This window comes from Secundilactobacillus malefermentans, from assembly GCF_008033155.1.
GTDB classification, from domain to species: domain Bacteria; phylum Bacillota; class Bacilli; order Lactobacillales; family Lactobacillaceae; genus Secundilactobacillus; species Secundilactobacillus malefermentans.
This window is the reverse complement of sequence record NZ_CP042371.1, coordinates 1,784,926-1,811,875: the sequence shown is the minus strand read 5'-3', so window position 1 is coordinate 1,811,875 and position 26,950 is coordinate 1,784,926. Positions and strand designations below refer to the sequence as shown.

Annotated in this window: 26 protein-coding genes; 3 read left to right on the top strand and 23 right to left on the bottom strand. The window is 39.5% G+C overall.

Annotated features, from left to right (window positions below; genetic code table 11):
• Positions 1-16 precede the first annotated feature (16 nt).
• The 15 genes from infB to rpsB form a co-directional block, all read right to left on the bottom strand.
• The gene (gene infB / locus FGL90_RS08900; RefSeq protein WP_010619721.1) at positions 17-2,566 is read right to left on the bottom strand and encodes a translation initiation factor IF-2; all 2,550 of its coding nucleotides are present in this window, start codon (positions 2,564-2,566) and stop codon (positions 17-19) included.
• A 17-nt stretch (positions 2,567-2,583) separates the two neighbouring features.
• The gene (locus FGL90_RS08895) at positions 2,584-2,886 is read right to left on the bottom strand and encodes a L7Ae/L30e/S12e/Gadd45 family ribosomal protein (RefSeq protein WP_010619720.1); all 303 of its coding nucleotides are present in this window, start codon (positions 2,884-2,886) and stop codon (positions 2,584-2,586) included.
• Positions 2,876-3,175 carry an RNase P modulator RnpM gene (gene rnpM / locus FGL90_RS08890; RefSeq protein WP_010619719.1) on the bottom strand — a complete coding sequence of 100 codons (300 nt, stop codon included), beginning with the start codon at positions 3,173-3,175 and terminating at the stop codon, positions 2,876-2,878. The genes FGL90_RS08895 and rnpM overlap by 11 nt, the downstream gene beginning before the upstream one ends.
• 27 nt (positions 3,176-3,202) lie before the next feature.
• The gene (nusA, locus tag FGL90_RS08885) at positions 3,203-4,342 is read right to left on the bottom strand and encodes a transcription termination factor NusA (protein WP_010619718.1); all 1,140 of its coding nucleotides are present in this window, start codon (positions 4,340-4,342) and stop codon (positions 3,203-3,205) included.
• A gap of 18 nt (positions 4,343-4,360) precedes the next feature.
• On the bottom strand, positions 4,361-4,834 hold the full coding sequence (gene rimP, locus FGL90_RS08880; protein WP_029327532.1) for a ribosome maturation factor RimP: 474 nt from the start codon (positions 4,832-4,834) through the stop codon (positions 4,361-4,363).
• 122 nt (positions 4,835-4,956) lie between these two features.
• A complete protein-coding gene (locus FGL90_RS08875) occupies positions 4,957-9,285 on the bottom strand; it encodes a PolC-type DNA polymerase III (RefSeq protein ID WP_147657740.1) in 4,329 nt (1,442 codons plus the stop codon).
• 72 nt (positions 9,286-9,357) lie between these two features.
• Positions 9,358-11,064 (bottom strand): proline--tRNA ligase, encoded by a 1,707-nt coding sequence (locus tag FGL90_RS08870; RefSeq protein ID WP_147657739.1) that lies wholly within the window; start codon positions 11,062-11,064, stop codon positions 9,358-9,360.
• 33 nt (positions 11,065-11,097) lie between these two features.
• Positions 11,098-12,372, bottom strand: a complete 1,275-nt coding sequence (gene rseP, locus FGL90_RS08865; RefSeq protein ID WP_147657737.1) for an RIP metalloprotease RseP — start codon at positions 12,370-12,372, stop codon at positions 11,098-11,100.
• A 78-nt stretch (positions 12,373-12,450) separates the two neighbouring features.
• Complete coding sequence (locus tag FGL90_RS08860; RefSeq protein ID WP_010619713.1) at positions 12,451-13,239, bottom strand: phosphatidate cytidylyltransferase; 789 nt, start codon at positions 13,237-13,239, stop codon at positions 12,451-12,453.
• Between the two features lie 12 nt (positions 13,240-13,251).
• A complete protein-coding gene (locus tag FGL90_RS08855) occupies positions 13,252-14,022 on the bottom strand; it encodes an isoprenyl transferase (RefSeq protein ID WP_147657735.1) in 771 nt (256 codons plus the stop codon).
• A 63-nt stretch (positions 14,023-14,085) separates the two neighbouring features.
• On the bottom strand, positions 14,086-14,508 hold the full coding sequence (locus FGL90_RS08850) for a hypothetical protein (protein WP_147657733.1): 423 nt from the start codon (positions 14,506-14,508) through the stop codon (positions 14,086-14,088).
• A gap of 24 nt (positions 14,509-14,532) precedes the next feature.
• Positions 14,533-15,090 (bottom strand): ribosome recycling factor, encoded by a 558-nt coding sequence (frr, locus tag FGL90_RS08845; protein WP_010619710.1) that lies wholly within the window; start codon positions 15,088-15,090, stop codon positions 14,533-14,535.
• A gap of 1 nt (position 15,091) precedes the next feature.
• On the bottom strand, positions 15,092-15,814 hold the full coding sequence (gene pyrH / locus FGL90_RS08840; RefSeq protein ID WP_010619709.1) for a UMP kinase: 723 nt from the start codon (positions 15,812-15,814) through the stop codon (positions 15,092-15,094).
• Positions 15,815-15,956: 142 nt separating this feature from the next.
• Positions 15,957-16,835 carry a translation elongation factor Ts gene (gene tsf / locus FGL90_RS08835; protein WP_187240418.1) on the bottom strand — a complete coding sequence of 293 codons (879 nt, stop codon included), beginning with the start codon at positions 16,833-16,835 and terminating at the stop codon, positions 15,957-15,959.
• A 124-nt stretch (positions 16,836-16,959) separates the two neighbouring features.
• Positions 16,960-17,739 (bottom strand): 30S ribosomal protein S2, encoded by a 780-nt coding sequence (gene rpsB, locus FGL90_RS08830; RefSeq protein WP_010619707.1) that lies wholly within the window; start codon positions 17,737-17,739, stop codon positions 16,960-16,962.
• Positions 17,740-17,995: 256 nt separating this feature from the next.
• On the opposite strand from rpsB, the gene FGL90_RS08825 reads away from it, so the two are divergent.
• On the top strand, positions 17,996-18,712 hold the full coding sequence (locus FGL90_RS08825; protein WP_010619706.1) for an HAD family hydrolase: 717 nt from the start codon (positions 17,996-17,998) through the stop codon (positions 18,710-18,712).
• A 61-nt stretch (positions 18,713-18,773) separates the two neighbouring features.
• Here FGL90_RS08825 and FGL90_RS08820 read toward each other — a convergent pair whose 3' ends face one another.
• The 3 genes from FGL90_RS08820 to FGL90_RS08810 all read right to left on the bottom strand — a co-directional run bounded on the left by FGL90_RS08820 (position 18,774) and on the right by FGL90_RS08810 (position 20,888).
• Complete coding sequence (locus FGL90_RS08820; RefSeq protein ID WP_147657729.1) at positions 18,774-19,769, bottom strand: D-2-hydroxyacid dehydrogenase; 996 nt, start codon at positions 19,767-19,769, stop codon at positions 18,774-18,776.
• Positions 19,770-19,867: 98 nt separating this feature from the next.
• Entirely contained in the window at positions 19,868-20,146 is a 279-nt protein-coding gene (locus tag FGL90_RS08815; protein WP_147657727.1) for a GIY-YIG nuclease family protein, read from the bottom strand.
• Positions 20,130-20,888 carry a tRNA1(Val) (adenine(37)-N6)-methyltransferase gene (locus tag FGL90_RS08810; RefSeq protein ID WP_147657725.1) on the bottom strand — a complete coding sequence of 253 codons (759 nt, stop codon included), beginning with the start codon at positions 20,886-20,888 and terminating at the stop codon, positions 20,130-20,132. Before FGL90_RS08810 ends, FGL90_RS08815 begins: the two co-directional genes overlap by 17 nt.
• Positions 20,889-20,977: 89 nt before the next feature.
• Between FGL90_RS08810 and FGL90_RS08805 the strand changes: the two genes are divergently transcribed.
• Entirely contained in the window at positions 20,978-21,601 is a 624-nt protein-coding gene (locus FGL90_RS08805) for a lysophospholipid acyltransferase family protein (protein WP_010619702.1), read from the top strand.
• 47 nt (positions 21,602-21,648) lie between these two features.
• On the opposite strand, the gene FGL90_RS08800 is transcribed toward FGL90_RS08805, so the two are convergent.
• From FGL90_RS08800 to FGL90_RS08785, 4 genes are all read right to left on the bottom strand, one after another.
• Positions 21,649-23,439: an ABC transporter ATP-binding protein gene (locus FGL90_RS08800; protein WP_147657723.1), complete on the bottom strand. Its 1,791-nt coding sequence runs from the start codon at positions 23,437-23,439 to the stop codon at positions 21,649-21,651.
• The gene (locus tag FGL90_RS08795) at positions 23,432-25,192 is read right to left on the bottom strand and encodes an ABC transporter ATP-binding protein (protein ID WP_147657721.1); all 1,761 of its coding nucleotides are present in this window, start codon (positions 25,190-25,192) and stop codon (positions 23,432-23,434) included. The genes FGL90_RS08800 and FGL90_RS08795 overlap by 8 nt, the downstream gene beginning before the upstream one ends.
• Positions 25,193-25,320: 128 nt before the next feature.
• Positions 25,321-25,545 (bottom strand): YneF family protein, encoded by a 225-nt coding sequence (locus tag FGL90_RS08790; RefSeq protein WP_010619699.1) that lies wholly within the window; start codon positions 25,543-25,545, stop codon positions 25,321-25,323.
• An 87-nt stretch (positions 25,546-25,632) separates the two neighbouring features.
• Entirely contained in the window at positions 25,633-25,881 is a 249-nt protein-coding gene (locus FGL90_RS08785) for a DUF896 domain-containing protein (protein WP_147657719.1), read from the bottom strand.
• A 141-nt stretch (positions 25,882-26,022) separates the two neighbouring features.
• Between FGL90_RS08785 and lexA the strand changes: the two genes are divergently transcribed.
• Positions 26,023-26,652, top strand: coding sequence for a transcriptional repressor LexA (gene lexA / locus FGL90_RS08780; protein ID WP_010619697.1), 630 nt, complete (start codon positions 26,023-26,025; stop codon positions 26,650-26,652).
• Positions 26,653-26,699: 47 nt separating this feature from the next.
• Here the strand turns inward: lexA and FGL90_RS08775 are convergent, their stop codons facing one another.
• Complete coding sequence (locus FGL90_RS08775; RefSeq protein ID WP_010619696.1) at positions 26,700-26,933, bottom strand: hypothetical protein; 234 nt, start codon at positions 26,931-26,933, stop codon at positions 26,700-26,702.
• Between the last annotated feature and the right edge of the window lie 17 nt (positions 26,934-26,950).

Genomic DNA, 26,950 nt, shown 5'->3' with positions numbered 1-26,950 from the left:
TATTCACCTTCAATCACTATTCGATTGGAACTTCTTTCATAACATAAGCTTCAACAACGTCTCCAACCTTGATGTCGTTAAAGTTTTCGATTGTTAACCCAAGTTCATGTCCCTGTTTAACTTCCTTGACATCATCCTTGAATCGTTTGAGACTTCCAAGGTTTCCTTCATAGACAACAACACCATCTCGGATCAAACGAACATCACTGTCACTTGAAACGCGACCATCTGTTACCATTCCACCAGCAATCGTCCCAATCTTAGAAGCCTTAAAGATTTCACGAACTTCAATCTCACCAATGACCTCTTCTACATAAGTTGGTTCCAATTTACCCTTCATTGCATGCTCAATTTCATCAATTGCGTTGTAAATAACTCGATGTAATCGAATATCAACCTGATCTTGATCAGCTTGCAATTTTGCTTGAGGGGTTGGTCGAACGTTGAAACCAATAATGATTGCATTACTTGCTTCTGCCAAAGTTACGTCACTTTCGTTGATGGCTCCAACAGCAGTATGAATGATGTTAACCCGAACGCCTTCGACTTCAATCTTGTTCAAACTTCCAGCAAGTGCTTCTACTGAACCTTGAACGTCCGCCTTAATAATAACGTCAACTTCCTTCATTTCCCCCTCTTTCATTGTATCAAAGAGGTTATCAAGGGTAACTCGGTTTGTGGCGCTTCGTTCCTTCATTAAGGATTGTTTAGCACGTTCCTCACCAGCTGAACGAGCGGTCTTCTCATCATCAAAGACGACGAATCGATCACCAGCATCAGGAACATCATTTAAACCAGTAATCACAACTGGTGTTGATGGAGTGGCCTTCTTAATTGCCTTGTGATGCTCATTTGTCATGGTTCTAACTCGACCGAATGTGCTCCCAACAACAATTGGATCACCCACATGCATTGTTCCTTGTTGAACCAAGAGGGTGGCAACTGAACCACGTCCTTGATCAAGTTCTGCTTCAATGACTGAGCCAGCAGCATGTTGTTCAGGATTTGCTTTCAATTCCATCACTTCAGCTTGCAACAAAATCATGTCTAACAAGTCGTCAATGTTCGTCCCAAATTTGGCTGAGATTTGAACAAAGATCGTATCGCCACCCCAGTCTTCTGGAATTAAGCCATACTCGGTTAATTGCTCGATAACATGGTTAGGATTTGCACCTGGCTTATCAATCTTGTTAACAGCCACGATAATTGGTGTCTTAGCTGCTTTAGCATGGTTAATTGCTTCGATAGTTTGAGGCATTACCCCATCATCAGCGGCAACAACTAGAACAGTAATATCAGTGATGTCTGCTCCTCGAGCTCTCATTTCAGTAAAGGCAGCATGCCCTGGTGTATCAAGGAAGGTAATTGTTTTACCATTATGCTTAAGTTGATAAGCACCGATAGCTTGGGTAATCCCACCAGCTTCGCCTTCTGTAATGTGAGAGTGACGCAAGTGATCAAGAAGCGTTGTTTTACCATGATCAACGTGACCCATGATTGTTACAACTGGAGGTCGGTTTTCAAGATTTTCAGTATTGTTTGATTCTTCTTCGAAGAACTTATCAATATCTGATACATCTACTTCAACCTTTTCTTCTGCATTAATTCCGTAATCTGCTGCCAAAATCTCAATTGTATCTTTATCAAGAGATTGGTTTTGGTTAACCATGACGCCCAACATGAATAACTTCTTTACAATTTCTGCTGGTTCACGATGCAAGAACTTACCTAATTCTTGAGCGTTCATGCCCACCTGATAATTTAACACTTCAGGAAGCGCCTTATCCTTACGCTCTGGCGCAATCTTAGGCTTGTTAACATCCTTAATTCGTTGATTCTTTTTACTGTACTTATTTACGAAATTATTATTTCGACGTCGATTATTCTTATTGTTACGATTATTTCGACGATTTCCGCTATTATTATTGCTACTGTTGCTACCACTATTCAAGCTGCCGCCAAAACGTCCTGATCCACTATTTCTGTTGGCATTTGAACTACGCGTATTGTTACTTGAATTACGGGTATTTGAGGTACTGTGGTTATTATTCGAGTTACTATTTGTTGAATTTCGGTTTTGATTATTTGAGCTTGGGCGTTGACCCTGGTGTTGATTATTCGAACTGTGATTAACAGGTCGATTCTGGCTTGAAGAATGTTGGTTAGAATGTTGGTTAGTTGTGTTTGGGCGACTCCCATTGCTACTTGAATGGGTTGTGTGATTCTGATTAGCATTCGTTGAACGATGACTATTATCAGTCGAAGTGCTTGGTCGATTGGTAGCGTGACTTTGTTGCGCTGGTCTGCTAGTCGTTGATGTCGTTTTATGTGCTGGAGTTGCACTTGACGATGAAGTAGCAGGCTTAGTCGTCGTTGCCTTCGTATTATTTTGTGCAGTCGCTTTAGTATTTGATTTCAAACTGTCTCGAATTTGACGTTCTTCATTTTCACCTAGTGTTGACATATGATTCTTAGCTGAAAATCCTTTTTCATTTGCCATATCGAGCAATTTTTTACTGGAAATATTAAGTTCTTTTGCTAATTCGTAAATTCGCTTTTTTCCCATAACTTCACTCTCCTCTTTTATTTCGATAGTTCTAATAACCTTTTTGTAAAATTCTGATCATTGACGGCAACAACCGTCCGTTCAACTCCAATAGCCATCGTTAATTGACTTTTATCATAGTCGTCAATAATTGGAATTCGGTAAAAATTTGATTTATCGTTTATTTTTTTTGCAGATGCCGCACCTGTATCCGAACCCAGGATAACTAACTGAACGGCGTTTTTCTTAATTGCCTTTAAAACTAGGTCCTCTCCAAGAACTAGTTTACCAGCTCGCTTAGCAATTCCAAGAAAATTTAAAAACGAATCATTATTTTTCATCGCTAAACAATTCTTTTCTAGCCTGTTGATGATCAACATACTCAATTAATTCATCATAAAAACTATCACGAATACTAACTTCAAACACCTTGTCAAAGGTTCGCTTCTGCTTAGCTTGTTTTGCAACTTCGACGTTCAAAGAAACATAGGCACCACGACCAGATTTTTTACCGGTAGGGTCAAGAGAAACCTGTCCCTCTTTATCCCTAACAACTCGGACTAATTCACGTTTGGGTGCCATTTCACCAGTTACAATGTCTTTTCGTAAAGGCACTTTTCTTTGTTTCATATTCAGGCCTCCTTAATACTAACTAACTTATTCTTGGTCATCAGATGCTGCTGTATCGTCTTCAGCACTTTCATTATCTTCTGGTGTAGGCTCTTCGCTAGCTTCACTAGTCTGTCTATCAGAAAATAGGCCTTCTGCTTCAGTCTCTGATTTAATGTCAATCTTAAATCCAGTCAATTTAGCTGCTAAACGTGCATTTTGTCCGCGTTTACCAATTGCTAAAGAAAGTTGATAGTCTGGCACGATAACGGTGCAAGCCCGCTCATTATTCTCATCAAATATGACATCGACTACCTCAGCAGGATTCAGCGCATTGGCAATGAATTTGGCTTGATCGTCAGTCCACTCGACAATGTCCATATTTTCGCCACCAAGTTCATTAACAATTGTTTGAACTCGTTGGCCTTTGGGTCCCACACTGGTACCAACAGCATCAATATCTGAACTATTTGACCGAACTGCAACCTTTGCTCTATCACCCGCTTCACGCGCAATAGAAACAATTTCAACTGTTCCATCATAAATTTCAGGTACTTCTTCTTCAAACAATCGTTTTAGAAGTCCTGGAGCGGTCCGGCTAACAAATACTTGAGGTCCTTTGGCAGCATTATCAACTTCCGTAACAAATACCTTGATTCGATCATGCATGCGGTAGGTTTCGTTTGGCATCTGATCTTGGCTACTCATGACGGCTTCGACATTACCTAAATTAACATAGACAAAGCGATGGTCCTGACGCTCCACTTCACCAGTAATGACTTCGTTTTCGTATTGGCTGTATTGATCAAAAATAATTGATCGTTCAGCTTCACGAACCCGTTGCATAATGACTTGTTTTGCCGTTTGAGCGGCAATTCGGCCAAAGTTTTTGGGCGTTACTTCAAACTTGATGTCATCTCCAAGCTCGTAGCCACGGTTAATACCCGTTGCTTCTTCTAGACTTACTTCGAGTCGGGGATCAACTACCTCTTCAGCAACCTTTTTAACGGCAAATACGTGAATATCGCCCTTCTTCTGGTCAAATTCTACTGCAACGTTTTGTGCTTGGTTGTAATTTCGTTTATAAGCTGATGCCAACGCTGCTTCGAGTGCGTCAATAACAACTTCCTTTTTGATGCCCTTTTCTTGTTCAAGAGAAGTTAATGCACCTAATAATTCTTTACTCATTGATATCTTTCTCCTCTTTTAAAATTTAATAGCTAATCGCGCTTTTGCTATCTTTTCTCTGGGAATGACCAAATTACTGATACGCCCTTTTTGATTAATTTTCAGCGTTAATTCTGCATCCGATACTGAAAGCAAGTAGCCTTCAAATACTTTTTCACCCTTAATTTGTTGATAGAGCGAAACGTGGACATACTTATTAATCGAATTTTGGTAATCTTTTTCCTTTAATAAAGGTCGCTCAGCTCCTGGCGAAGAAATCTCCAGAAAATAAGCTTGTGGAATTGGATCTGGATCCATGGCATCAAGCTTTTCACTTAATTCATCACTCACCATAGCGCATTCCTCAATCGTAATTCCACCAGGCTTATCAATATAAACTCTTAAATACCAGCCATCACCTTCCTTAACGAATTCAACGTTAACAAGTTCAAACTGATGCGCGTCCACAATTGGACTTACAATCTGTGTAACTGTTTCAACGACACTACTCACACTCATGCCTCCACTTACTATTTTTTGCAATAAAAAGAGCGAGCATTCCTGCTCACTCCCTCCGAATTTTATTTAATACCATTATATTACCACAACCAATGACAATGTTCAATTCTAAGTCCTTACATATCGAATAAATTCAGCTGATTTTCGTCTGGCAAATCAGTAAGTACCCCATTATTAGTCATGAACTCAATCAAGGTTTTCGAAACCTTGCCTCGCTTAGCTAAATCTTCCTTGGAAATAAACGGCCTATCCTCGCGGGCTGCAACAATTTGCTTTGCCACGTTTGAGCCAAGACCTGGAGCAGAATCAAATGGTGCAATAAGTGTGCTTCCATCGATTATCCATTCAGAAGCGTCAGAACGGTTAATATCAATCATCTTAAAATCGAAACCGCGCTCCAGCATTTCATTAGCTAATTCCAGCACTGTTAGCAAATTTTTATCTTTGGTTGATGCGTCCATTCCTTGGTCTGTGATTTCTTTCATCTTCGCTTTAACTGATTCCTTACCACGTGACATTGCAACAACATCAAAATCCTCTGCTCTAACAGAAAAGTAAGCCGCGTAGTAGATAATCGGAAAGTAGACCTTAAAGTAGGCAACTCTTAGCGCCATTAAAATATACGCCGCCGCATGAGCCCTTGGGAACATGTACTTAATCTTTAAACAAGAATCAATGTACCAGTCTGGCACATCAGCTTCCTTCATCTTCGCTTGCCATTCATCTGGAATACCACGGCCTTTACGAACGTACTCCATAATTTGAAACGCAATTTCGGACTCCATTCCCCAATGAATCAAGTCGGTCATGATGTTATCCCGACAACCAATAACGTTAGCGATTGTTGCCGTTCCATTTTTAATAAGCTCTTCCGCGTTACCCAACCACACATCCGTCCCATGAGATAATCCAGAAATTTGTAGCAATTCTGAATAATTTTTTGGATGCGTTGCTTCTAACATTCCTCGAACAAACCGCGTTCCAAACTCTGGAACTCCTAACGTTCCAGTCTTGGAATTGATTTGTTCTGGTGTTACGCCAATTGAGTCAGTACCTGAAAATAGTGCCATAACGCCAGGATCATCCATCGGGATCGATTTTGGATCAATTCCGGACAAATCTTGGAGCATTCTGATCATTCGTGGATCATCATGACCCAGAATATCAATTTTCAGAATATTATCATGAATAGAATGGAAATCAAAGTGAGTCGTTTGCCATGCCGCATTTTGATCGTCTGCTGGATACTGAATTGGTGTGAAATCATAGATATCCATATAATCTGGGACAACAATAATTCCAGCTGGATGTTGTCCGGTCGTCCTTTTAACACCTGTCGCACCCTTTGCCAAACGGTCAATTTCAGCGTTTCTAAACGTCTGCTCTGTATCTCTTTCATACGCTTTGACGTATCCATAAGCTGTTTTGTCGGCAACCGTTCCAATTGTCCCAGCTCGATACACGTTTTTTTCACCGAATAATACTTTCGTGTAATTATGGGCAATCGGCTGGTAGTCACCAGAGAAGTTCAAATCAATATCAGGGACCTTATTCCCAGTGAATCCCAAAAAGGTTTCAAATGGAATGTCATGGCCATCCCCGATCATGTACGTTCCACAATCCGGGCACTTCTTTCTTGGTAAATCATAACCTGAACTATATTCTCCATTTGTGTAGAAATGGGAGTATTGACAGTTTGGACAGCGATAATGAGGTGGCAGTGGATTAACCTCAGTAATTCCCGTTAACGTGGCAACTAAACTAGAACCAACTGACCCACGAGAACCTACTAAGTAACCATCCTTATTACTCTTTGCAACAAGTCGTTGAGCAATTAAATAGATCACCGAGAAACCATTTCCGATAATACTCTTTAATTCCTTATCGAGTCGATCTTGGACAATTTGTGGCAATTCTTCTCCATAAAATGCATGAGCAGTCCGCATCGTCCGCTGTTCAATCTCATCTTCAGCGCCTTCCATTTTTGGCGTATATAGCTTGTCCTTCAAAGGATGAACGTCGTCAACGGAATCGGCAATTTTATTTGTATTCGTCACGACGATTTGCTTTGCAGTATCCTCACCTAAAAAGGCAAAATCTTCAAGCATTTCATCGGTCGTTCTAAAGTGCACGTCCGGTAACTCTTGACGATTTAGCGGATTAGCGCCACCTTGAGAATGAATCAGAATTTTTCGATAGATAGCATCCTCGGGGTTCAAATAGTGAACGTCACCAGTTGCAACGACCGGCACATCTAGTTCTTTACCCAATTTTACGATGTTGCTTATAATTTCTTCCAAATGCTTTTTGTTTTGAATTAGGCCACTATCAATTAGAGGTTGGTAAGCTGCATGAGGCTGCACTTCAAGGTAATCATAGTACTTGGCAACCTTTAACGCCTCATCCCAACCCTTTTGCATCATTGCTGTAAATACTTCGCCAGAATCACAAGCAGACCCTATAATTAGGCCGTCTCGCAGGCGAGTCAATTGACTTCGCGGAATTCTGGGAACGCGATAATAATACGAAACATTTGATAATGAAATTAATTTAAATAAATTTTTTAGCCCAGCCTGCGTTTTTGCCAGAATAATGGCGTGTGATGGCCGTGCATGCTTGTATGCATCATTTTCACTCATATGATCGTTTAGTTGATCATGGTACTGAATTCCATAACGATCCTCGGCGTCCGTCAGGAATAAGAAGTTTAAGTGTCCTGTTGACTCAGCATCATAGATTGCTCGGTGATGATGCTCCAGCGAAACTTTAAACCGTTTGGCCAGGGTATTTAGTCGGTAGCTCTTTAAGTCTGGGTATAAGAAACGAGCAAGCGTCAATGTATCAATGATTGGATTTTGGATTTCTGGTAAGTCATGACGACGATAGCCCGTATTCATAAATCCAACATCAAAGGTAACATTATGACCAACAATGATGGCATCCCCGCAGAACTCCTGGAAAAGTTTAAAGACATCGGCTTCAGATTTTGATCCTCTAACCATGTCGTCCGTAATGCTCGTCAAATTAGACGTCAAATCGGATAAATGAAAGCCAGGGTCAATAAACTCTTCAAATTGATCAACCACATTTTTATTCTTCATTTTGACGGCTGAAAGTTCAATCACCTTGTCATAAATAGCAGATAGCCCAGTTGTTTCAACGTCAAATACAACATAAGTCGCATCCTTTAACGGAATATGCGCATCGTTGTAACCAATTGGAACCCCATCATCTACTAAATTAGCTTCAACGCCATAAATCATCTTAATATCATTTGCAGATGCGGCCCGAAATGCTTCAGGAAATCCTTGAACGCCAGCGTGATCCGTAATTGCAATGGCAGATTGTCCCCAAGCTTTTGCTTGATTCACATAGTCGGTAATGTTATTCGTTGCGTCCATTTGACTCATTGTTGTGTGCAAATGCAACTCAACTCGTTTTTCGTTTTCTGGCGCAGTGTCCTGACGATCCTCATGCTTAATTTGATTAATATCAAACGCATTTAAGGTGAGTTCACGCATGAAATTATCTTCCTGAACACTACCCCGAGCTTTAACCCAGTCTCCCTCATCAAAGTCTGCAAACAAGGCTTCATCTGATTCATCTCTAGAAAACTTCTTAGCAACGATAGAGGAAGAATAATCAGTAATCTTCAGTGTTAAAAGTTGGCGACCAGATCTCAGGACTCTGACTTCTTTCGCAAAAATGTACCCCTGAATGACAACTGATCGTTCCTCATCTTGAATATCAATTAACTGGGTAATTTCTTCAGAATCTTTTATCTTGCGACCAATCTGGCCCAATCCTGTGTGTGAACTAGTCCCATTGGATTTACTCCGTTTTTGGTTAGCTTGTTCAATTGCAACGGCAGCTTTTTTAGCTAGTTCAGAATCCTTTTTTTCTTTTTGTTGTTTAAATTCCTGAATTTTAGCTTGAGAAGCAGTTTCATCAACCATCGTGTGAATTGAAAATTTTGGGAATCCAACTTCAACATACTTCGATTCGATAGGTCCAAGCGCTTGTCCAGTCAAGAAATTTTTCACGATTTCATTTTCAGCTAAGAGAATAACACGAGAATCTTGAAGAGAAGGCACCTGGTGATTACAAAGTTCCTGCGTCATTGATGAAGAAATACCACTGTTATTCACAATCCATTCCCAATAATCACCTAATAATTGATTAGAAAGTTCTGAACTGGCCGCAGTAATCGAGTACTCAACTTTAGCAATTGGCTGAAACTGTATGTGAAGTTGATTTTGTAAAGTCAAAAAAGCTGTAAAAGGTAAAATTTGGTCGAACTTAAAATAAAAATGCCAGACTTTCGATTGCTCGTGAACTTCCAGTTTTTCAATCTCGGCGTTTTTAAAATAATCTTTGTCAATTTCATCCTTTAAATCAAGTTGTTCAAGGAGTTTTATAAATAATTCATGATGATCAAGTGCCAACTTGCTTCCCCCTTATTAAATAATCTTCTGTATACAGAAGGAACCTGGGAACGATTCCCAGGTTCCTGTCTATTAGTCAGCCTTAAGCAAAATACCTATTGTATCCGCAAGTTCAGCAGTTTTAACTTCTAACGTTTCACCTGTTTTACGAATTTTTATTTCAACGATTCCTTCAGCAGCTTTTTTACCTACTGTAATTCTAATTGGGATCCCAATTAGGTCGGAATCAGCAAACTTAACGCCTGCACGTTCCTTACGATCATCAATCAATGTTCGGTAATGAGCCGCAGATAATTGGTCGTTAATATCGTTTGCAACTGTCATCTGTTCTTCATTTTTGGCATTAACTGGAATGATGTGTAAATCAAATGGTGCTACGTCTCTAGGCCAGACCAGACCATTTTCATCTGCATTTTGTTCAGCAATTGCTGAAAGCAGACGGCTGACACCAATTCCATATGAGCCCATGATAACTGGCACATTTCGACCATTTTCATCAAGAACATCGGCCTTTAAAGCATCTGAATAGCGAGTACCCAGCTTGAAAATATGACCAATTTCAATACCACGGGTAAATTTCAAAACCCCAGAACCGTCAGGCGAAACATCGCCTTCCTGAACTTCCCGAAGGTCTGCATAATCATCAACCCTAAAATCTCGTTGTGGATTTACATTTATATAATGGAATCCATTTTCATTTGCGCCAACACCTACGTTGACCAAGTCTTTTACGTATAAATCAGCAACAATTTTGACATCTTCGGAAACGCCAACTGGTCCAAGTGAGCCAAATGAGGCGTTTACGTACTCTTGAGCTTGCCCATCAGTTGCCATTTCTAAGACATCAGCAGACAAGAAGTTTTTGACTTTAACTTCATTAACCTTATGATCACCGCGAACTAAAACCATTACCGGTTTTCCATCAGCGATAAACAGGAGCGTTTTGATTAATTGATTAGCTTCTAGTTCAAAAAAATTAGCCGCATCATCAATCGTTTTAACTCCAGGAGTTTCAACTTTTTCCATATCTTTTATTGAAGCGTGAGACTTGCTTGGGACGTATAGGCTTGTTGCCATCTCTAAATTAGCAGCATAGTCGGATGCATCGGAATACACAATTGTATCCTCACCCACGGGCGCAATCGCAGAGAATTCTTTTGAGTCCTTACCGCCCATTGCACCGGCATCACCAATAATTGTCCTGTAATTTAGACCAATTCTGTCAAAAATATTGATGTAAGCTTTTTCCATTTGGTTAAAAATAGAATCAAGATCTTCATAGTTAGTCGTAAACGAATAAGCATCCTTCATGATAAATTCACGTCCGCGAAGTAACCCATATCGTGGACGATCTTCATCACGATACTTTGGCTGAATTTGGAACAAAACAAGCGGCAACCGTTTGTATGACTTAATAGAGTCCCGAATTAAGGTCGTGAAAGTTTCTTCATGAGTGGGTCCAAGAATGAAATCTGTATCATGACGATTCTTAAACTTAAATAGTGTATCGCCATAAGTATCGTAACGCCCAGAATCCTTCCAAAGTGAAGCAGGAAGTACTGCAGGTGCTAACATTTCAACTGCATCAATCTTTTCCATTTCCTCGCGAATGATCGCTTCAATGTTAGATAAAACTCTAAATGCTAATGGAAGGTACGCATACATTCCGGCAGTTACCTGACGAATATATCCCCCTCGTAACATCATTTTATGACTAATTGCTTCAGCATCACTCGGAACCTCTTTCAAGGTTGGAATAAGCATTTTTGACTGTTTCATATTTAATATTCCCCTCTGTAACTTCAAAAATCTTTATTTTATAAAATACCGCTCTATATCATTCCAAGTTACTAACACCATTAATAAAAGTAAAAACGCAACCCCTACCAGGGTAATTGCCGTTTCGACATTTTGTGAAAGTGGTTTTCTTCGAATACCTTCAATAAAGTTCAATAATATTTTACCACCATCTAAGGCAGGTATTGGTAATAAATTTACAATTCCAAGGTTTAATGATAAAAATGCCAAGAAATATAGAACACCAGATAGGCCACCTTGAGTTGCTTGCGAGGTCGTGGCAAATATAGCCACCGGCCCACCAAGATCATTTAAACTAAAGTGCCCTGAGACCATGTTCCAAAGTGCCCCAAATAAGGCCACCGCCATGCTCCAAGTTTGTGTGAATCCAGAAATAAGAATACTCCCTATATCCGTCTCCATATATCTAGTAATTCCAATTACGCCGACCGTATTCCCTGATTCAGTTTCCTTCTTTGGCGTTAGCTGAATTGCTTGGCGTTTGCCATCGCGAGAAATCGTCAAATCAGTTTTCTTGCCACCTTGTTTTTGAATTTCAGCAGCCAGTTTACTCCAGGTTTTTGTGCTTTTACCGTTAACTGCAACAATCTTATCACCAGATTTTATTCCTGCATCTCTGGCAATTGGTGTTGCATCATTAACCTTTACCTGGTTTCCATTGGAGGGAACTCCCCCCAGAGCAAACGAAAACATTGTAAAAACAATGATTGCCAAAATAAAATTATTCATTGGTCCTGCAAAGTTAGTCATTAATCGATGACCAAGCGTCGCTGATTGGAATTGAACATCCTTAGGTGCAATTTGGACTTCAGTACCATCGGATTCAATAATTGTTGCATCATGATCAACGTTGTATCGCTTCAGTTCATCCTCGTTGCCGTTTTCAAATCCTTCAATCCAAAGCGCTTCCTCAAGATCAGTTGCAGATACTTCCAGTGGAATCCCATTAAACAATGTAGATTTCTTACTAGCATTAATACGTTCAACCTTGCCTGATTTTCCAACGTAAAGGCTAACGGGAGTCCCAGGCTTTAACTCATCGCCCTCGTCCTCTTCGCTTCCAGCCATTCGAACGTATCCACCCAGTGGTAATAAACGAATCGTGTAAGTCGTTCCATTTGCTCGGTGATTAAACAGCTTTGGTCCCATTCCAACAGAGAATTCTCGAACCAGAATACCCGACCTTTTTGCAAAGTAAAAATGGCCAAATTCGTGCACAATGACCAAAATACCAAAAACAATAATAAAAGTTATGATGGTTGTTATCACTAGTATTTAACCTTCCAATTCTAAATGTATTTTCTACAGGATACATGAGCTCATTCCGACACGCAAATTAACTGTTTACTAGATTAACGCAAATAGGTGCATCAGCGGTAGAACTAATAGTAAACTATCAAATCTATCTAAGATTCCACCATGCCCTGGTAAAATTTTTCCAGAATCTTTAACGCCATAGAAACGCTTAAGTGCTGATTCAATAAGATCACCGAATTGGCCTACTATTGATAAACCAATGCTAATGAAAATCATTGTAATTAAGCTATAGGTTCCCTGGGGAAAAATAGCACAGTAGATGGCAGCCACTATAACAGCAACCACCGTTCCACCAACTGACCCTTCCCATGTTTTATTTGGACTAATATGGGGTGCTAATTTATGGGAACCAAACTTTTTCCCAATCATGTAGGCACCGCTATCGGTAATCCAAACAATTAATAATGCATAGAATAAGGTGGAAAGGCCAACCTCTCTGGCCGCAATAAAGTAATGAAACCCAGTTCCAATATAAAATAGGCCAAGCGTTAGAACCGCTGCGTCGTCAAAGGTAAATCGATTCTTTGAGATGACTGTTCTAAGCAATAATAGAGCAACCATTAAGTAAACAATATAGATAACCGATAATTGAGCCGGAAACTTATCCGTCCATTTATCAGGAGAAATTAAAAACAGGATTGCGATTCCTGAAATCAAGGCCTCCGCAGAAACCAATAATTTTTTACGCATGATTAGTAGTTCTGAAAGGGCAACTAACCCCAGTACAAGTGCAGCTATATCAATCCAAATATTTCCAGCAACTATAATTGGAATAAAAATGATTAATGCGATAACTGCTGTGATAACCCGTTGCTTCAAAAAATGACCCCCTTAATTAGTTTCCTTCAGTCCGCCAAACCGTCGCTGGCGTCCCTGGAAAGTATGAATAACCTCTTTGAGTGTGTCTGCTGTAAAGTCTGGCCAATGAGTTTGAACGAAGACTAACTCACTATAGGCAACTTGCCAAAGTAAAAAGTTTGATAATCGTTCTTCGCCTGAAGTTCGGACAAGGACGTCCGGATTTTCAAATGGCGCCAATGAATGCGTCATTAAGTTTTCGCTAATGGTGTCTGGCGTAACTTCCTCTGGCTCAAGGTTCCCCATTTTCACCTGGTTCGCGATCGACTTAACTGCGGTAGTTATCTCAGCTTGACTCCCATAATTAAGGGCAAAGTTAAGAACCATACCAGTGCAGTCTTTCGTGTCTTCGATTGCCTGATTTACGGCTTTTTGAGTTCCCTCAGGTAATTCTTCAATATATCCCATAACGTTAACTCTCACATTATTTTTAATTAAATCTGGCACAAACGTATTAAAAAAGCTGACTGGTAATTTCATAATATAATTAACTTCAGCCTTGGGGCGTTTCCAATTTTCAGTTGAAAACGCATAGAGGGTTAAGACCTTTACGCCAAGGTCACTAGCAGCTTTTGTGATTGTTTTTACCGTATTCATCCCTTGCTTATGGCCTGCCACCCTTGGAAGATGTCGCTTTTGCGCCCATCGTCCGTTGCCATCCATGATAATTGCAATATGGCTAGGAACATGATCCAAATCAACTTCAATATTCTGATTATCTACCTTTTTATCTGTAGAAGACACGTGTCACCCCTCCAATTAAAAACGGGATTGGAATATGTCCAATCCCATCTACCTAATTTTATTCTACTGAATTAGACGCCATTCACCGCGATTTGCTTCTACTAAAGTGTTGAAGTACTGGAGAACGTTATTTGCATCCTCTGGACTCTTTTCACCTAGCATATTTAATCCAACACCAGTAGGAAGTGCCTCTGAAAAGTCAGTAATTTCGTTGTTATTTTCAATTGTAGCGTGAGCAAAGGCAACAATCCAATCCTCACCGATTAGCTTTGTCACTAAAAAGAATAAATTAAAGTCATCCGTGATGTAGACCGGTTGAGTATAAACACCTTCCTGAATTTCATGGAGTTCATTACCGTTGTAATTCAAAACTGAAAGATTCTCAGCATTCACACCCTGGCTAAGTTTGAAAACCATCTTTTCAAATTCCGGAGAGCCTGGTGTAATTTCTTCATTCGTTTCATCATGACCATTATTTTCAGACATTCTCTGCTCCCTCTGACTAGGTATCTAGCCGTTCATGATTTCTTTTTCTTTATCAGCTGCAATTTTTTCCATATCTTTTGCTGAAGAATCAGTTATTTTTTGAACCTGATCTTCGAGACTATGCAATTCATCATCAGTGATATCGTTTTTCTTATGTGACTTCTTCAACTTATCCATTGCTTCACGACGGACGTTTCTCAAAGCGACTTTACCTTGTTCAGTCGTTGCCTTCACTTGCTTAGCTAATTCTTTACGACGTTCTTCAGTCAATTGAGGAATGACAAGCCGAATAGTATCACCATCATTTGCAGGTGTAATACCAAGATCAGATTCTTGGATTCCCTTTTCAATATCCTGTAACGCAGTCTTATCAAATGGTGTCACCATAATAACTCTTGGTTCTGGAATGGTAATTGACGCAACCTGGTTAATTGGTGTTTCAGTTCCGTAATAGCTAACTGTTACTCGGCTTAACAAACTGGCATTCGCACGTCCTGCTCGAATAGTACCAAACTCACGTGTCAGTGCCTCTTCAGCCTTTTTCATTTTACTTTTTGCTTCATCAAGAATTTCATTTGCCATATTATTTTCCCCTTACGGTTGTACCGATATTTTCGCCCTCAACAACTTTTTTGATGTTTCCGGGTTTGTTTAAATTGAACACAACTAACGGAATATCATTATCCATGGAAAGTGTGCTAGCAGTAGAGTCCATTACTTTCAGGCCTTTATTGATGATATCCATTTGAGTCAACGTATCATATTTCTTTGCAGATGGATTGACCTTAGGATCCGCAGAGTAAATCCCATCAACGCCATTTTTCGCCATTAAGATTGCATCTGCGCTAATTTCTGCAGCTCGCAATGCAGCGGTTGTATCTGTTGAGAAATAAGGACTTCCCGTTCCTCCAGCGAAGATCACAACCCGATTTTTTTCGAGATGTCGAATTGCCTTTCGACGAATATAAGGTTCCGCAATGGACCGCATTTCAATTGACGTTTGCACTCTTGTAGGAACCCCGAGAGATTCTAAATTATCTTGCAGAGCCAAAGCGTTCATGATGGTTGCTAACATGCCAATGTAATCAGCTTGAGCCCGTTCCATGCCCATTTGTGCGCCAGATTCACCACGCCACATGTTTCCTCCGCCAACAACAATTGCAATTTGTAAGCCGAGATTATAAACATCTTTAACTTCTTGAGCAACTTCTTTAATAACTGGTGGATGAATGCCAAAGCCTTGGTCTCCAGCAAGAGCTTCACCGCTTAATTTTAATATAATCCGTTTGTATTTAAGATCCGACATCGTGATCCTCCTATCAATTTCAAACTCAATTTTATCATAATCTAGTGCTAGTAAACAGTGTTAGCGCACGCAGATTCGCTTAATTTACCTAAAACTTCAAAAAAAGATGTACACCGAGTGCACATCTTTAGAATTGATATAATTATCCGTTAATTTGACTATTAACTTCATCTTCAAAATTTTGTTCTTTTTTCTCGATACCTTCGCCAACTTCGAAGCGAACGAATGACTTCAAGCTACCGCCTTTTGAAGATACATATTGGCTAACTGTTTGATCTGAATCCATAACAAATTCTTGATCAGCTAAACTAATTTCTGAAAGGAACTTACGAAGACGACCATCGACCATCTTTTCGACGATGTTTTCTGGTTTCCCTTCATTAAGAGCTTCCTTCTTCAAAACTTCACGTTCATGATCCAAACGTTGCTTTGGAATATCATCACGAGAAACAAATTCAGGATTAACAGCTGCAACGTGCATCGCAACGTTCTTAGCTACTTCTTGGTCTGCACCTTCAAGAATGACTAAGGCGCCAATTTGGCCACCATTATGAAGGTACGATCCGAACACGTCTTTATCCGACTTCTCAACAACTTGGAAACGACGAAGTGAAACTTTCTCACTCATAACCTGAGTTGTCTCAACGATTGCATCATCAATTGTGCCCTTATCCGTCTTCAACTTAAGTGCTGCATCTAAATCGGCAGGGTTATTTAAAGCAATAGTGTCGGCAATCTTGTTAGCAAGATCTTTAAAAGTATCGTTAGTTGCAACAAAGTCAGTTTCTGAGTTAACTTCTACAATTGCAGCAACGTTATCATGAATCGCAATTTGTGCTAAACCGTTAGCAGCAACATTACTACTCTTCTTTTCTGCTTTTGCAATACCCTTTTCACGTAAGTAATCAATTGCCTTACTAATATCACCATCTGAAGCAACTAGTGCTTTTTTTGCGTCCATCATACCAACGCTGGTTTGGTCACGTAAATCTTTAACTTGCTGTGCTGTAATCTTTGCCATAATGAATGGCCTCCTTAAAATTTCAAAATAAAAAGCTGGAATAAAAACTCAGGCCGATTAGGTCCTAAACTTTTAAACCAGCCTAAGCGATTTTTACAATCTATTAATTAAAAGTTGCTTTTGACTATTTTGCGTCCTTGGTTGCTTCAGCAGCCTTATCAGCATCCGTGTTGCCGGCTTCTTTATCAGAAGCAGCGTCAGCAGCGGCGTTATCGCCCTCTTCACCTTGGTTACCTTCAACAATAGCATCAGCCATCTTAGAAGTAATCAGACGAACGGCACGAATTGCGTCATCGTTTGATGGAATAACAACATCAATTTGGTCTGGATCTGTATTAGTATCGACCATTGCAACGATTGGAATATTAAGCTTTTGAGCTTCTTTAACAGCAATTTGTTCCTTACGAGGATCAACAATAAACATAACATCAGGAATCTTTGGCATGTCTTCAATACCACCAAGGAATCTTTCGAGTTTGTCAGCTTGCTTGTTAAGGAGTGAAACTTCCTTCTTAGGTAAACGTTCAAATGTACCATCAGTTGCCATCTTCTTAAGATCCTTAAGACGCTTGATACGAGTTTGAATCGTGTCCCAGTTAGTCAAGGTACCACCTAACCAACGGTGGTTAACGTAGTATTGACCGGCACGAGTTGCTTCTTCAGCAATAGAATCTTGTGCTTGTTTCTTAGTTCCGACGAAGAGAACAACAGCACCTTTAGCTGCCTCATCCTTCATAAAACTGTAAGCTGAATCAATCAACTTAACTGTTTTTTGTAAATCAATAATGTAAATACCGTTACGTTCCGTAAAGATGTATTGTTTCATCTTTGGATTCCAACGACGCGTCTGGTGACCAAAATGTACACCAGCTTCAAGCAATTGTTTCATAGAAATGACAGCCATAATATAAAAGCCTCCGTATATAGTTTTTTTCCTCCCCCAAGGTCAGCTTCTACAAAGGCTCTTTTTAGAGCACTCTTTGTAGAATCGCTTGAGGTGTGAATTGATGCTTAAGCACCGTTGAATATTATAACTAATCTTTGTAACATAAGCAACAACGAATTTTTCCTGATTCAAGCTGAAAAAATAATTTTACAAAAACTTGCAATGTATTACAATTGTGTTACACTATTTTTTATCTTGAATGGAGGCAGTACGTATGATTAAAGCTATCGTCTTTGATGTAGATGATACTTTGTATGATCAGGCACACCCCTTTGAGCAGGCTCTATTATCAGTGTTTGAACCAAATGATTTGAGACTGCCAAACTTACGGGAAATTTTTAACCAGTTCCATAGTCAAGCAACCATCGAAGCAATTAATACAAAGAAAATTTCAACTGAAAAAATTTTAACTGCTAAATTAAATGCAACCTTAGAATCTTTAGCCTTGCCGACATTTAGCCCAGCTGAACTAGCCAAATTTTGGAAAAGTTACAGTTCCCAGTTACATGAGATTCATCTCTTTCCCGAATTTGTACACTTGTTTGATCAACTAGAGCGATTTTTTAAACTAGGAATCATCACGAATGGTTCTGTTGAACGGCAGCTTTCAAAAATCACACAACTAAAAATGTTTAATTGGATAGACAGAGAAAATGTCTTAATTTCCGAGGAGTGCCAAATGGCAAAACCGGATCCACTGATCTTCACCACCATGAACCGAAAGCTCGAAGTCAGTCCCAGCGAAATTGCTTATGTCGGAAACCGGTATGATTTAGATGTACGCGGCGCAAAAAAAGCTGGTTGGCACGCATTTTGGTTTAACCATCGTGATTTAGAAGAATCTAATGGCGATATTGTCGCCGATCAAACCGTTTCAAATTCTGAAGAACTAATTGAGCTCTTAGAAGCACTGGTAACCATTGCAGAATAGAACAAAGAAATAGGACTTGCTCACTGAGCAAGTCCTATTTCTTTGTTCTAAATTCATCTAATTAAAACTTTACAACATTTTCTGCAGTACCGGTTTCAATTAGTTGCTTGTTATTGTTTAAGGCAAACTGAACCATATTTTTAACCGCTGTTCTTGTATAGAACGCAACATGAGGGGTTACTAAAACATTATCCCGCTTCATTAAGTTCTTTAGGCGTTCATCTGGAATAGCATCAAAGCTGCCAAAGTCGGTGTTAAAAATACCAACTTCGTCTTCATAGACATCCAAAGCTGCACCAGCAACTTTTCCATTGTCCAGAGCTCGAATAAGTGCATCGGTGTCAATAAGCGCACCACGAGCAGGGTTCAAAATCCAAACGCCATCTTTCATCTTTGAAAAAGCATCGTCGTTCAACAAGTGCTCGTTCTCTTTTGTAGCTGGCGCATGCAGCGAAATAACATCGGCCTTTGCGTATAATTCATCCATTGAATCAACGTAAATACCCTCTTTTTCGAGTTCAGGGTTGTGGAAAACATCATAAGCAATAACTTTGGCCCCAAAACCCTTGTAAATGCGCATAGCTGCACGACCAATTCGACCTGTCGCAACAATACCAACCGTCATGTGACCCAATTCATCAGCAATGTCAGGAGCCCACATTAAGTTACCAGCTGCTTGTTTTTTATCAAATACAGGAGTTCTACGTAATAGACGCATCAATTGAGTCACAGTAAGCTCTGCAATTGCTTCTGGGGAATAAGCCGGAACATTTGTAACTGTAAAGCCATTCCGCTTAATCGCATCAGCATCAACATTATCAACACCCACGTTACGAAGTGATAATGATTTTATTCCATAACTTGCAAGCTTATCTAATACAGAAGCGGTATATGGTTTTTGTTGATAGACAACAGCTCCATCATAACCCTCAGCCAAACTAACTGTATCTTCATCCAATAATTCAGAAACAGCTTTAACTTCGATTCCTTGATCTTTAGACCATTGATCTAAATAAGGCTTTTCATCGTCACGAATACCATAAGCAATAATTTTCAACGTAAATTCCTCCTAAAATTAATCCGAGAATAATAGTTTATTCTCTCTCAGATATTAGTCATATTTTACACCTTTGCTCACTTAATTACAAAGCGCTTTCAAAAGGTCACATGGTGATCAGCTAAAAATTCGAGTTTCCTGTATTTGGGCTGATGCTTGAAGGCGTACTCTGCTTTCAGGGCAAGTGACTTAGTTGGAAACTCTTCATAATAAATCAATTTAAGGGGGTGTCTAAACTTGGGTCGGGTATACTTTGCTCCCTGCCCTGATTCGTGCTGCTCCAATCGATGAAAAACATCGGTAGAGAATCCACCATAAAGCGTGTCATCTGCACATAAAAGAACATAAAAATAAAATTTTTTAGTCTTCTCTTCCATAAAGCATCCCTCGAACTTCTTTTTCATACTCGTTTTCTGCATTATAAACAATTATTGGCTTCTGAATTCTAACGCCATTTGGTTTACCGTCCTTAATAGCCTCAACTAAAACCATATTAGCCTCTGAATCAGCTTTAGGATGGACAAATCGGATACGTTTCGGCGCCAATCGATGTAAAGCCATTTCTCTAAACAGGTCATCCAGTCGATCTGGTCGATAAACGAAATAACTCTTGCCGTTCATCTTTAATAAATCGGAGGTAGCTTTCATGACGGCGGTCAACGTTGTCTCTAACTCATGCCGAGCAATTGCGTAATACTTATTTGGATTTTTCTTACTATTCTCGTAATTAGCAAAATACGGTGGATTACACGTCACAACGGCAACTGAATCTTTTTTTATTTTACTAGTTACTTTGGCCAAATCCATATTTAAGATGGTCATCTGGTCATCGAGACGATTCAAGGAAACAGAACGGGTTGCCATATCCGCCAATCGGTCCTGAATTTCCACTTCATAGATGTGGCTTGGCGTATGAGAGGCCATAAATAGTCCCACTGCCCCATTTCCAGCGCATAAATCAACGATGGTTGAACTTGCCTTTTGTGGTACGTTTGCAAAGTGAGCGAGCAAGACAGCATCAAGTGAAAACGAAAAAACATTATTACTCTGAATTATTTTAACATCACGGCTATAGAGCTGGTCAATTCGCTCACCGGTTTTTAAATATTGTTGGTCCATTTGAATCCACCTTTTTACAATATACTTGCACAGAATTAGTTTTTTTTGCATACTGGATAGATGAAACCACCTTGAAGGGGAGAATCATTATGTTCTATTCAGTTATAAGAATAATTGTGCGCTTTTTATTAGCGCTAATCAACGGAAATTCGCACTACTTGCACCGTGACAGGTTACCTGAGGGCTCATACGTTTTAGTTGGTCCGCACAGAACCTGGTTTGATCCAATCTATTATGCCCTAGCTGGTAGTCCTAAGCAATTTAGTTTTATGGCTAAAAAGGAACTTTTCAAAAATCCAGTTATCCGGTTCATTTTAAATCATGCACATGCATTTCCAGTAGACCGGGAAAATCCAGGACCATCTGCTATCAAAACACCCGTCCGGATCCTGAAAAATGGCGAACTATCACTTATTATTTTTCCATCCGGTACCCGCCATTCACAAGAGCTTAAGGGTGGAGCAGCAGTCATTGCTAAATTAGCAGGAGTCCCAATTATCCCGACTGTCTATCAGGGACCTTTAACATTTAAGTCTCTGTTTAGTCGAAAACCAGTAACTGTTGCATTTGGCGACCCAATCGTCATCGACCGTAAGTTAAAACTCGATGACGAGGGACAAAAAATAATCGAACAACAGATGCAAAGTGCTTTTGACTCATTGGATAAAGAAATCAATCCTAATTTTCATTACACTGATATTACTGGAAAATAGAAAAACGCTAAAACCACAAGAAAATTTCTGTCGGTTTTAGCGCTTTTTTAATTTGAAGTACGACCTTGCAATTGAATCATATCGTAGTAATAACCTTTCTTAGCCATAAGTTCGTTGTTCGTCCCCCGCTCCACAATATTACCATGCTCCAATACTAATATGAGATCAGCGTTTTGGATGGTCGATAAACGGTGGGCAATTGCAATGGTGGTCCTGCCCTCTTGGATCTTTTCAAGTCCCTCTTGAATCATTTGTTCAGTTTCGGTATCGATATTAGCAGTTGCTTCATCAAGAATTAAAATCTTTGGATCCGTCACAATGACGCGCGCATAAGAGATAAGTTGTCTCTGACCACTCGAGTAACTCAAGCCACGTTCAAAGACTCGATTGTCATACCCCTTGGGAAGTCTCTCAATAAAGCGGTCCGCCTGAACAAACCTAGCCGCTTTCCTAATCTGATGATCCGAGATTTCTGGGTTAAACATCCTAATATTCGAAGCAATTGTTCCATAAAACATGAACGGTTCTTGAAGTACCAATCCCATCCGACGACGTAATTCTGCAATTGGAAAGGTTCGAATATCTTGACCGTCTAATAAGATTTTACCAGTACCAAATTCGTAGAAACGCATTAAAACATTAATGATTGATGTTTTACCACTTCCAGTTTCTCCCACTAAAGCAATCGTTTGACCGGCTTTTGCCTTAAAAGAAATATCATGTAAAATTTCATTTTTCCCATCGTAAGAAAACGAAACATGTTGAAATTCAATTTCGCCTTTTTGAATTTTAAGCCCTTTTTGAGGATTTTGCTGAGGCTCTGCGGTCGGATCATCAAGTAACTTAAGGACTCGTGAACCGGCCACAATACCATCTTGAAAGTCACTTAGATTATCCATCATACCCGTCATCGGATTAAAGAAGTTATCAATATAAGTGACAAATGCATAGATAACACCGGCTGCAACGTATCCGTGAAGCCCACGAATACCAAACATGGAAAGTGCAACAACGGTAGCCAATCCGTACAGTAAGTCAATAATCGGACTTAGCAGCAATGAATTAACCCGGATCATTGCCTTTCGAGTGTCAAAATATCGGCCATTTGTCTGTTCAAATTCGGATTCAATTCGACCTTCTTGACGGAATTGCTGAATAACCGAGACACCCGTAATTGATTCTGCTAATTTTGCATTAAGTTCACTCAACCGTTCTCGCATTCTTCTATAAACAACCGAACTATATTTTTGATAATACCAAATTGAAAGAATTAAAAATGGCATCAAAATAAGTAACCACAGTGCAATCTTTCGATCAACAAGGAACATGGCAATGAATGACGAAATAACGCCAAAAATAACCAGAATCAAACTACTAAATAGCGCCCAAAAATTTGAGAAGGACATCGTATCATTGGTTAGTCGAGATAAAATAGAGCCACCTGGGGTTTGATCAAAATAGCGCATCCCCAGCCCATGAAGCTTTTTAAATATGTTTAGTCTCACCGACTCAAGCATGTATTCTGCGCCCATAGAATACAGATAGGTTTGCCAAAATTGCATAATTGCTTTCATCAGCATACCGAAGAAATACAACCCAGCAAAAAACCACATCATATTTAAGGTGGAATCGCCAACTCTCAAATGTTGATCCATATAAATTTGAATTAACCGAGGCAGTAAAATGTTAACAACACTGACCCCGGCAGCAAGAATGATGGAAATGAAGAAGTACCATTTAAACCGGGTTGCAAATTTCACAAGTCTCATCACTATTCGACGTTGTTCTTTCATAGACAGACTTTTTGACCAGGCGGATTGGTGATTTGAATTATCCATTAGTGCTTCCCCCCTCTACTTTTGTTTGTAGTTCTTGTCTCTCAAACATTTCGTGATACCAGCCCCGTTTTTTCATCAGCTGGGCATGGTTTCCTCTTTCAATAATTTGACCATTTTCCATCACAACAATTTCATCCGCATCCATGACCGAACTCAGCCTATGAGCTGCAATGATGGTTGTTTTTCCGCTACGTTCTTCATGCAAATGCTGCAGTATTTCACTCTCAGTTTCTGCATCGACTGCAGATAATGCATCATCTAAAATTAAAAGTTCCGGATCAATGATTAGTGCCCTAGCAATTGCCAATCTTTGCCGTTGCCCGCCAGACATGGAAATACCTTCTTCACCGACGTTGGTATCAAGTCCATTTGGAAACTTATCGACTTGATTTTTAAGACCACTCTTGACGATTGCTGCCTCAACTTGTTCGTCCGTTGCTTCAGGAAGAGCGAACCGAATATTATTTCTAATTGATTCAGAAAACATAAAACTATTTTGAGGAACATACCCAATGACTGGTAAATATGCATCTAATTGATAATCTTTAATATTATGACCACCATATGAAATGCTGCCTTCATATTGATCAAACTGTCTCAGAATTAATTCCATGATAGTCGATTTACTGGCGCCCACTTTACCAACAATTCCAAGTGTTTTTCCGGCTTTAATGTCTAAATGGACATTTTTTAATACGGGTTCTTCCCGATTGTCGGGATAACTAAACTTATCTATATCAAATTTCAGTTCGCCGCTAGGTGGCGTTGAAATACCATCTTTGGCATCTAGAATTGCCGTCTTTTCACCGAGCAAAGACATCACCCGATCATAACTTGCATTCCCACGTTCCAATGTATTAAATAACATTCCAACCGCAAATATTGGCCAGATCATTCTTGATAGATAAGCAATAAAGGAGACTAAATTACCAATCGTGATTGTCCCGTTTGTCACTAAAATACCACCGTAAACAATTGTAATGACATAAGAAATCGAAATAATTAAAGTTGTCACTGGGTCGAACATGGCATCTAATCGATTTACGCGACGATTGATTTCAATTGTTTTATCGATTTGCTGATTAAAGTCAGTTACATCTTCACTTTCTTGCCCTAAGCTCTTAATGACTTTAATGCCACTAATGCTCTCCTGTGCCTTATTATTTAATTTAGAAAAGGCTGCTTGAGAATCACCAAAGGCAATATGAATTTTCATCCCCAAATAACGCGCCATAACTGCCAGTAATGGAAATGGAATGATTGCAATCAATGTTAATCTCCAGTCAACAAACATCATCATTGCAATTAACGTCGTGCCACCCGTGATGATTGAATCGGCGAATTGCAAAATACCGCCACCCGCAACTCGTTGAATAGCGGAAAGGTCATTGGTCGCATGAGCCATCAAATCTCCGGTTCGGTGCCGATTATAAAATGGCCGATCCATGTTCATGAAGTGTGAAAAAAGTCGAGTTCGTAGCACCCGCTCCAACTTTGCAGCGCCACCCCAAATAGCGGTTCGCCAAATATACCTTGCCACATACTGAAAAATAGTGGCGCCTAATAATAGTGCTAATAAAAAAACAAGTCTTGAACTCGTTAGTTGCTTGTTATGAATTAAATCGATTAAATTACCTATTAATCTAGCTGGAATAATCCCGATGACCGCAGTTAACAAGAGTCCAAGTAACCCTCTAAAATAGGTTATTTTCTCCTGCTTGAAATACCAGGATAATTTTTTAAATATTCCCAAAAAGGCTCACTTCCCAAACACATTAAATTTTAATTAAAGTTTTCTTAATAATACCATAAGTAGACAAAAAAATACCCCGCGCTGAGTTCAAGCATCCAGCTTTAGGGTACAAATCAAACGATATTGATCTATTGTTTCTTTGCTTGTTGTCGCATTGTATTCATCATCTGATGAAGTTTCTTTGCAGATGGTTTTTGTCCCATTTGCATCATCATAGCTCTTATTTGATCTTCGCTAATTGGCGGATTATCTTTCAGATAATTCTCCATGTACTTGCGAGCGCCAAAAAAGCCACCAACAGCGCCAAGTAAGAGTGCAATTACGACTATTAGTATCCAGATACCAGTCGACAAAGTGAATCCCCCTTTAAAGTAACATTTACTAGACTAGTTTACACAACTATCGTCTAAATTAAAAGGTCGTCTGCCTTTTAAATTTAATTAATCTTCTCGAAGTCCCTTTCCACGCTGAACTTTTCGAACTTTTTCTGGGGTGACTTCCTTACCACTCTTATCAAAAACCTGCATCATTTCAACTTGGCTTTTGAAACTTTCACGAAATTTTTGTAGATACTTTGCCCGCAAATCTTTGCGCTCAATTTTCTCTACTTCTGATAATTCCTCTTCTTTTGCCTTATGTGCTAGTTCGTTTATTCTTTTAATTAATTTTTGCATTTCACTATCAGCCATCTATTCCACTCCTTTTTCACAAAGAATATAGTAACAACCTTTACCATAAAGTGCAATCAATTAAACCGAACGTTTGTTTGAAAGCTTTAAATATCTATGGTATGATTTATTTAAAAATAGAACGCATGAGGTGAAAGTGCCATGACAAAAGGATCCGATAGTAAGCAAATGGAGGTACTTAGTTTCATTCATCAACGTGTGGGTGAAAAAGGATATCCTCCTACAGTTCGTGAAATTTGTGAAGCAGTTGGCTTAAAATCAACCTCCACAGTTCACGGTCATATCAGCCGCTTAGCTAAAAAAGGTCTTCTTTCAAAAGATCCAAGTAAGCCCCGAGCGCTTGAAATTACCCCCTTAGGTATTGAAGCTTTAGGAATTACCGTAACGCCTAATAAAATCCCCGTCCTCGGGACAGTAACTGCGGGTGCTCCAATACTAGCAGTACAGGAAGCTACTGATTATTTCCCAGTTCCCGATCACTTTGCAGCAGAAGCCGCCGATTTATTTATGCTAACAATTCGAGGAGAAAGCATGATAAACGCCGGCATTTTGAACGGTGACCAAGTAATTGTTCGAAAGCAACAAGTTGCCGACAATGGCGATATTGTCATTGCTCTAACGGAAGAAAACGAAGCAACCTGCAAACGATTTTTCAAGGAAAAAGGATATTATCGACTTCAACCCGAGAATGATACGATGGCACCCATTATTTTGGACCAAGTTTCTATTTTGGGTAAAGTTGTTGGTCTTTACCGCGATGAAATCTATTAATTTTTCTAACTAAAAAATGCACCCGCCATTATGTGACGGATGCATTTTTACATTGCTGCCCTAATTTCTGCATTTTCTGAAATGGATTCGCTTTCAATATTATCAAAAGCAACAATCGTTTTTTCTGATAATTTAATTGCTTGCCATCGATCATCAGGATGAAATTCAATGATCTTAACCATTGCTGATCTCGTATACAATTTTTCTACTATCCCAACAAAACTATTTTTAAATTTTCCATTTGGGCTACAAATTACCTTATCATCAACTTTTACCGTCATTTTCATTACCTCTATTC

Bases quoted from the DNA above. Each gene is read 5' to 3' on its own strand.
- infB (WP_010619721.1), bottom strand. From the start codon at position 2,566: ATGGGAAAAAAGCGAATTTACGAATTAGCAAAAGAACTTAATATTTCC.
- FGL90_RS08895 (WP_010619720.1), bottom strand. From the start codon at position 2,886: ATGAAAAATAATGATTCGTTTTTAAATTTTCTTGGAATTGCTAAGCGA.
- rnpM (WP_010619719.1), bottom strand. From the start codon at position 3,175: ATGAAACAAAGAAAAGTGCCTTTACGAAAAGACATTGTAACTGGTGAA.
- nusA (WP_010619718.1), bottom strand. From the start codon at position 4,342: ATGAGTAAAGAATTATTAGGTGCATTAACTTCTCTTGAACAAGAAAAG.
- FGL90_RS08870 (WP_147657739.1), bottom strand. From the start codon at position 11,064: ATGAAACAGTCAAAAATGCTTATTCCAACCTTGAAAGAGGTTCCGAGT.
- FGL90_RS08850 (WP_147657733.1), bottom strand. From the start codon at position 14,508: ATGTCTGAAAATAATGGTCATGATGAAACGAATGAAGAAATTACACCA.
- frr (WP_010619710.1), bottom strand. From the start codon at position 15,090: ATGGCAAATGAAATTCTTGATGAAGCAAAAAGTAAAATGAAAAAGGCT.
- pyrH (WP_010619709.1), bottom strand. From the start codon at position 15,814: ATGTCGGATCTTAAATACAAACGGATTATATTAAAATTAAGCGGTGAA.
- tsf (WP_187240418.1), bottom strand. From the start codon at position 16,835: ATGGCAAAGATTACAGCACAGCAAGTTAAAGATTTACGTGACCAAACC.
- rpsB (WP_010619707.1), bottom strand. From the start codon at position 17,739: ATGGCTGTCATTTCTATGAAACAATTGCTTGAAGCTGGTGTACATTTT.
- FGL90_RS08825 (WP_010619706.1), top strand. From the start codon at position 17,996: ATGATTAAAGCTATCGTCTTTGATGTAGATGATACTTTGTATGATCAG.
- FGL90_RS08815 (WP_147657727.1), bottom strand. From the start codon at position 20,146: ATGGAAGAGAAGACTAAAAAATTTTATTTTTATGTTCTTTTATGTGCA.
- FGL90_RS08810 (WP_147657725.1), bottom strand. From the start codon at position 20,888: ATGGACCAACAATATTTAAAAACCGGTGAGCGAATTGACCAGCTCTAT.
- FGL90_RS08805 (WP_010619702.1), top strand. From the start codon at position 20,978: ATGTTCTATTCAGTTATAAGAATAATTGTGCGCTTTTTATTAGCGCTA.
- FGL90_RS08800 (WP_147657723.1), bottom strand. From the start codon at position 23,439: ATGGATAATTCAAATCACCAATCCGCCTGGTCAAAAAGTCTGTCTATG.
- FGL90_RS08785 (WP_147657719.1), bottom strand. From the start codon at position 25,881: ATGGCTGATAGTGAAATGCAAAAATTAATTAAAAGAATAAACGAACTA.
- lexA (WP_010619697.1), top strand. From the start codon at position 26,023: ATGACAAAAGGATCCGATAGTAAGCAAATGGAGGTACTTAGTTTCATT.
- FGL90_RS08775 (WP_010619696.1), bottom strand. From the start codon at position 26,933: ATGACGGTAAAAGTTGATGATAAGGTAATTTGTAGCCCAAATGGAAAA.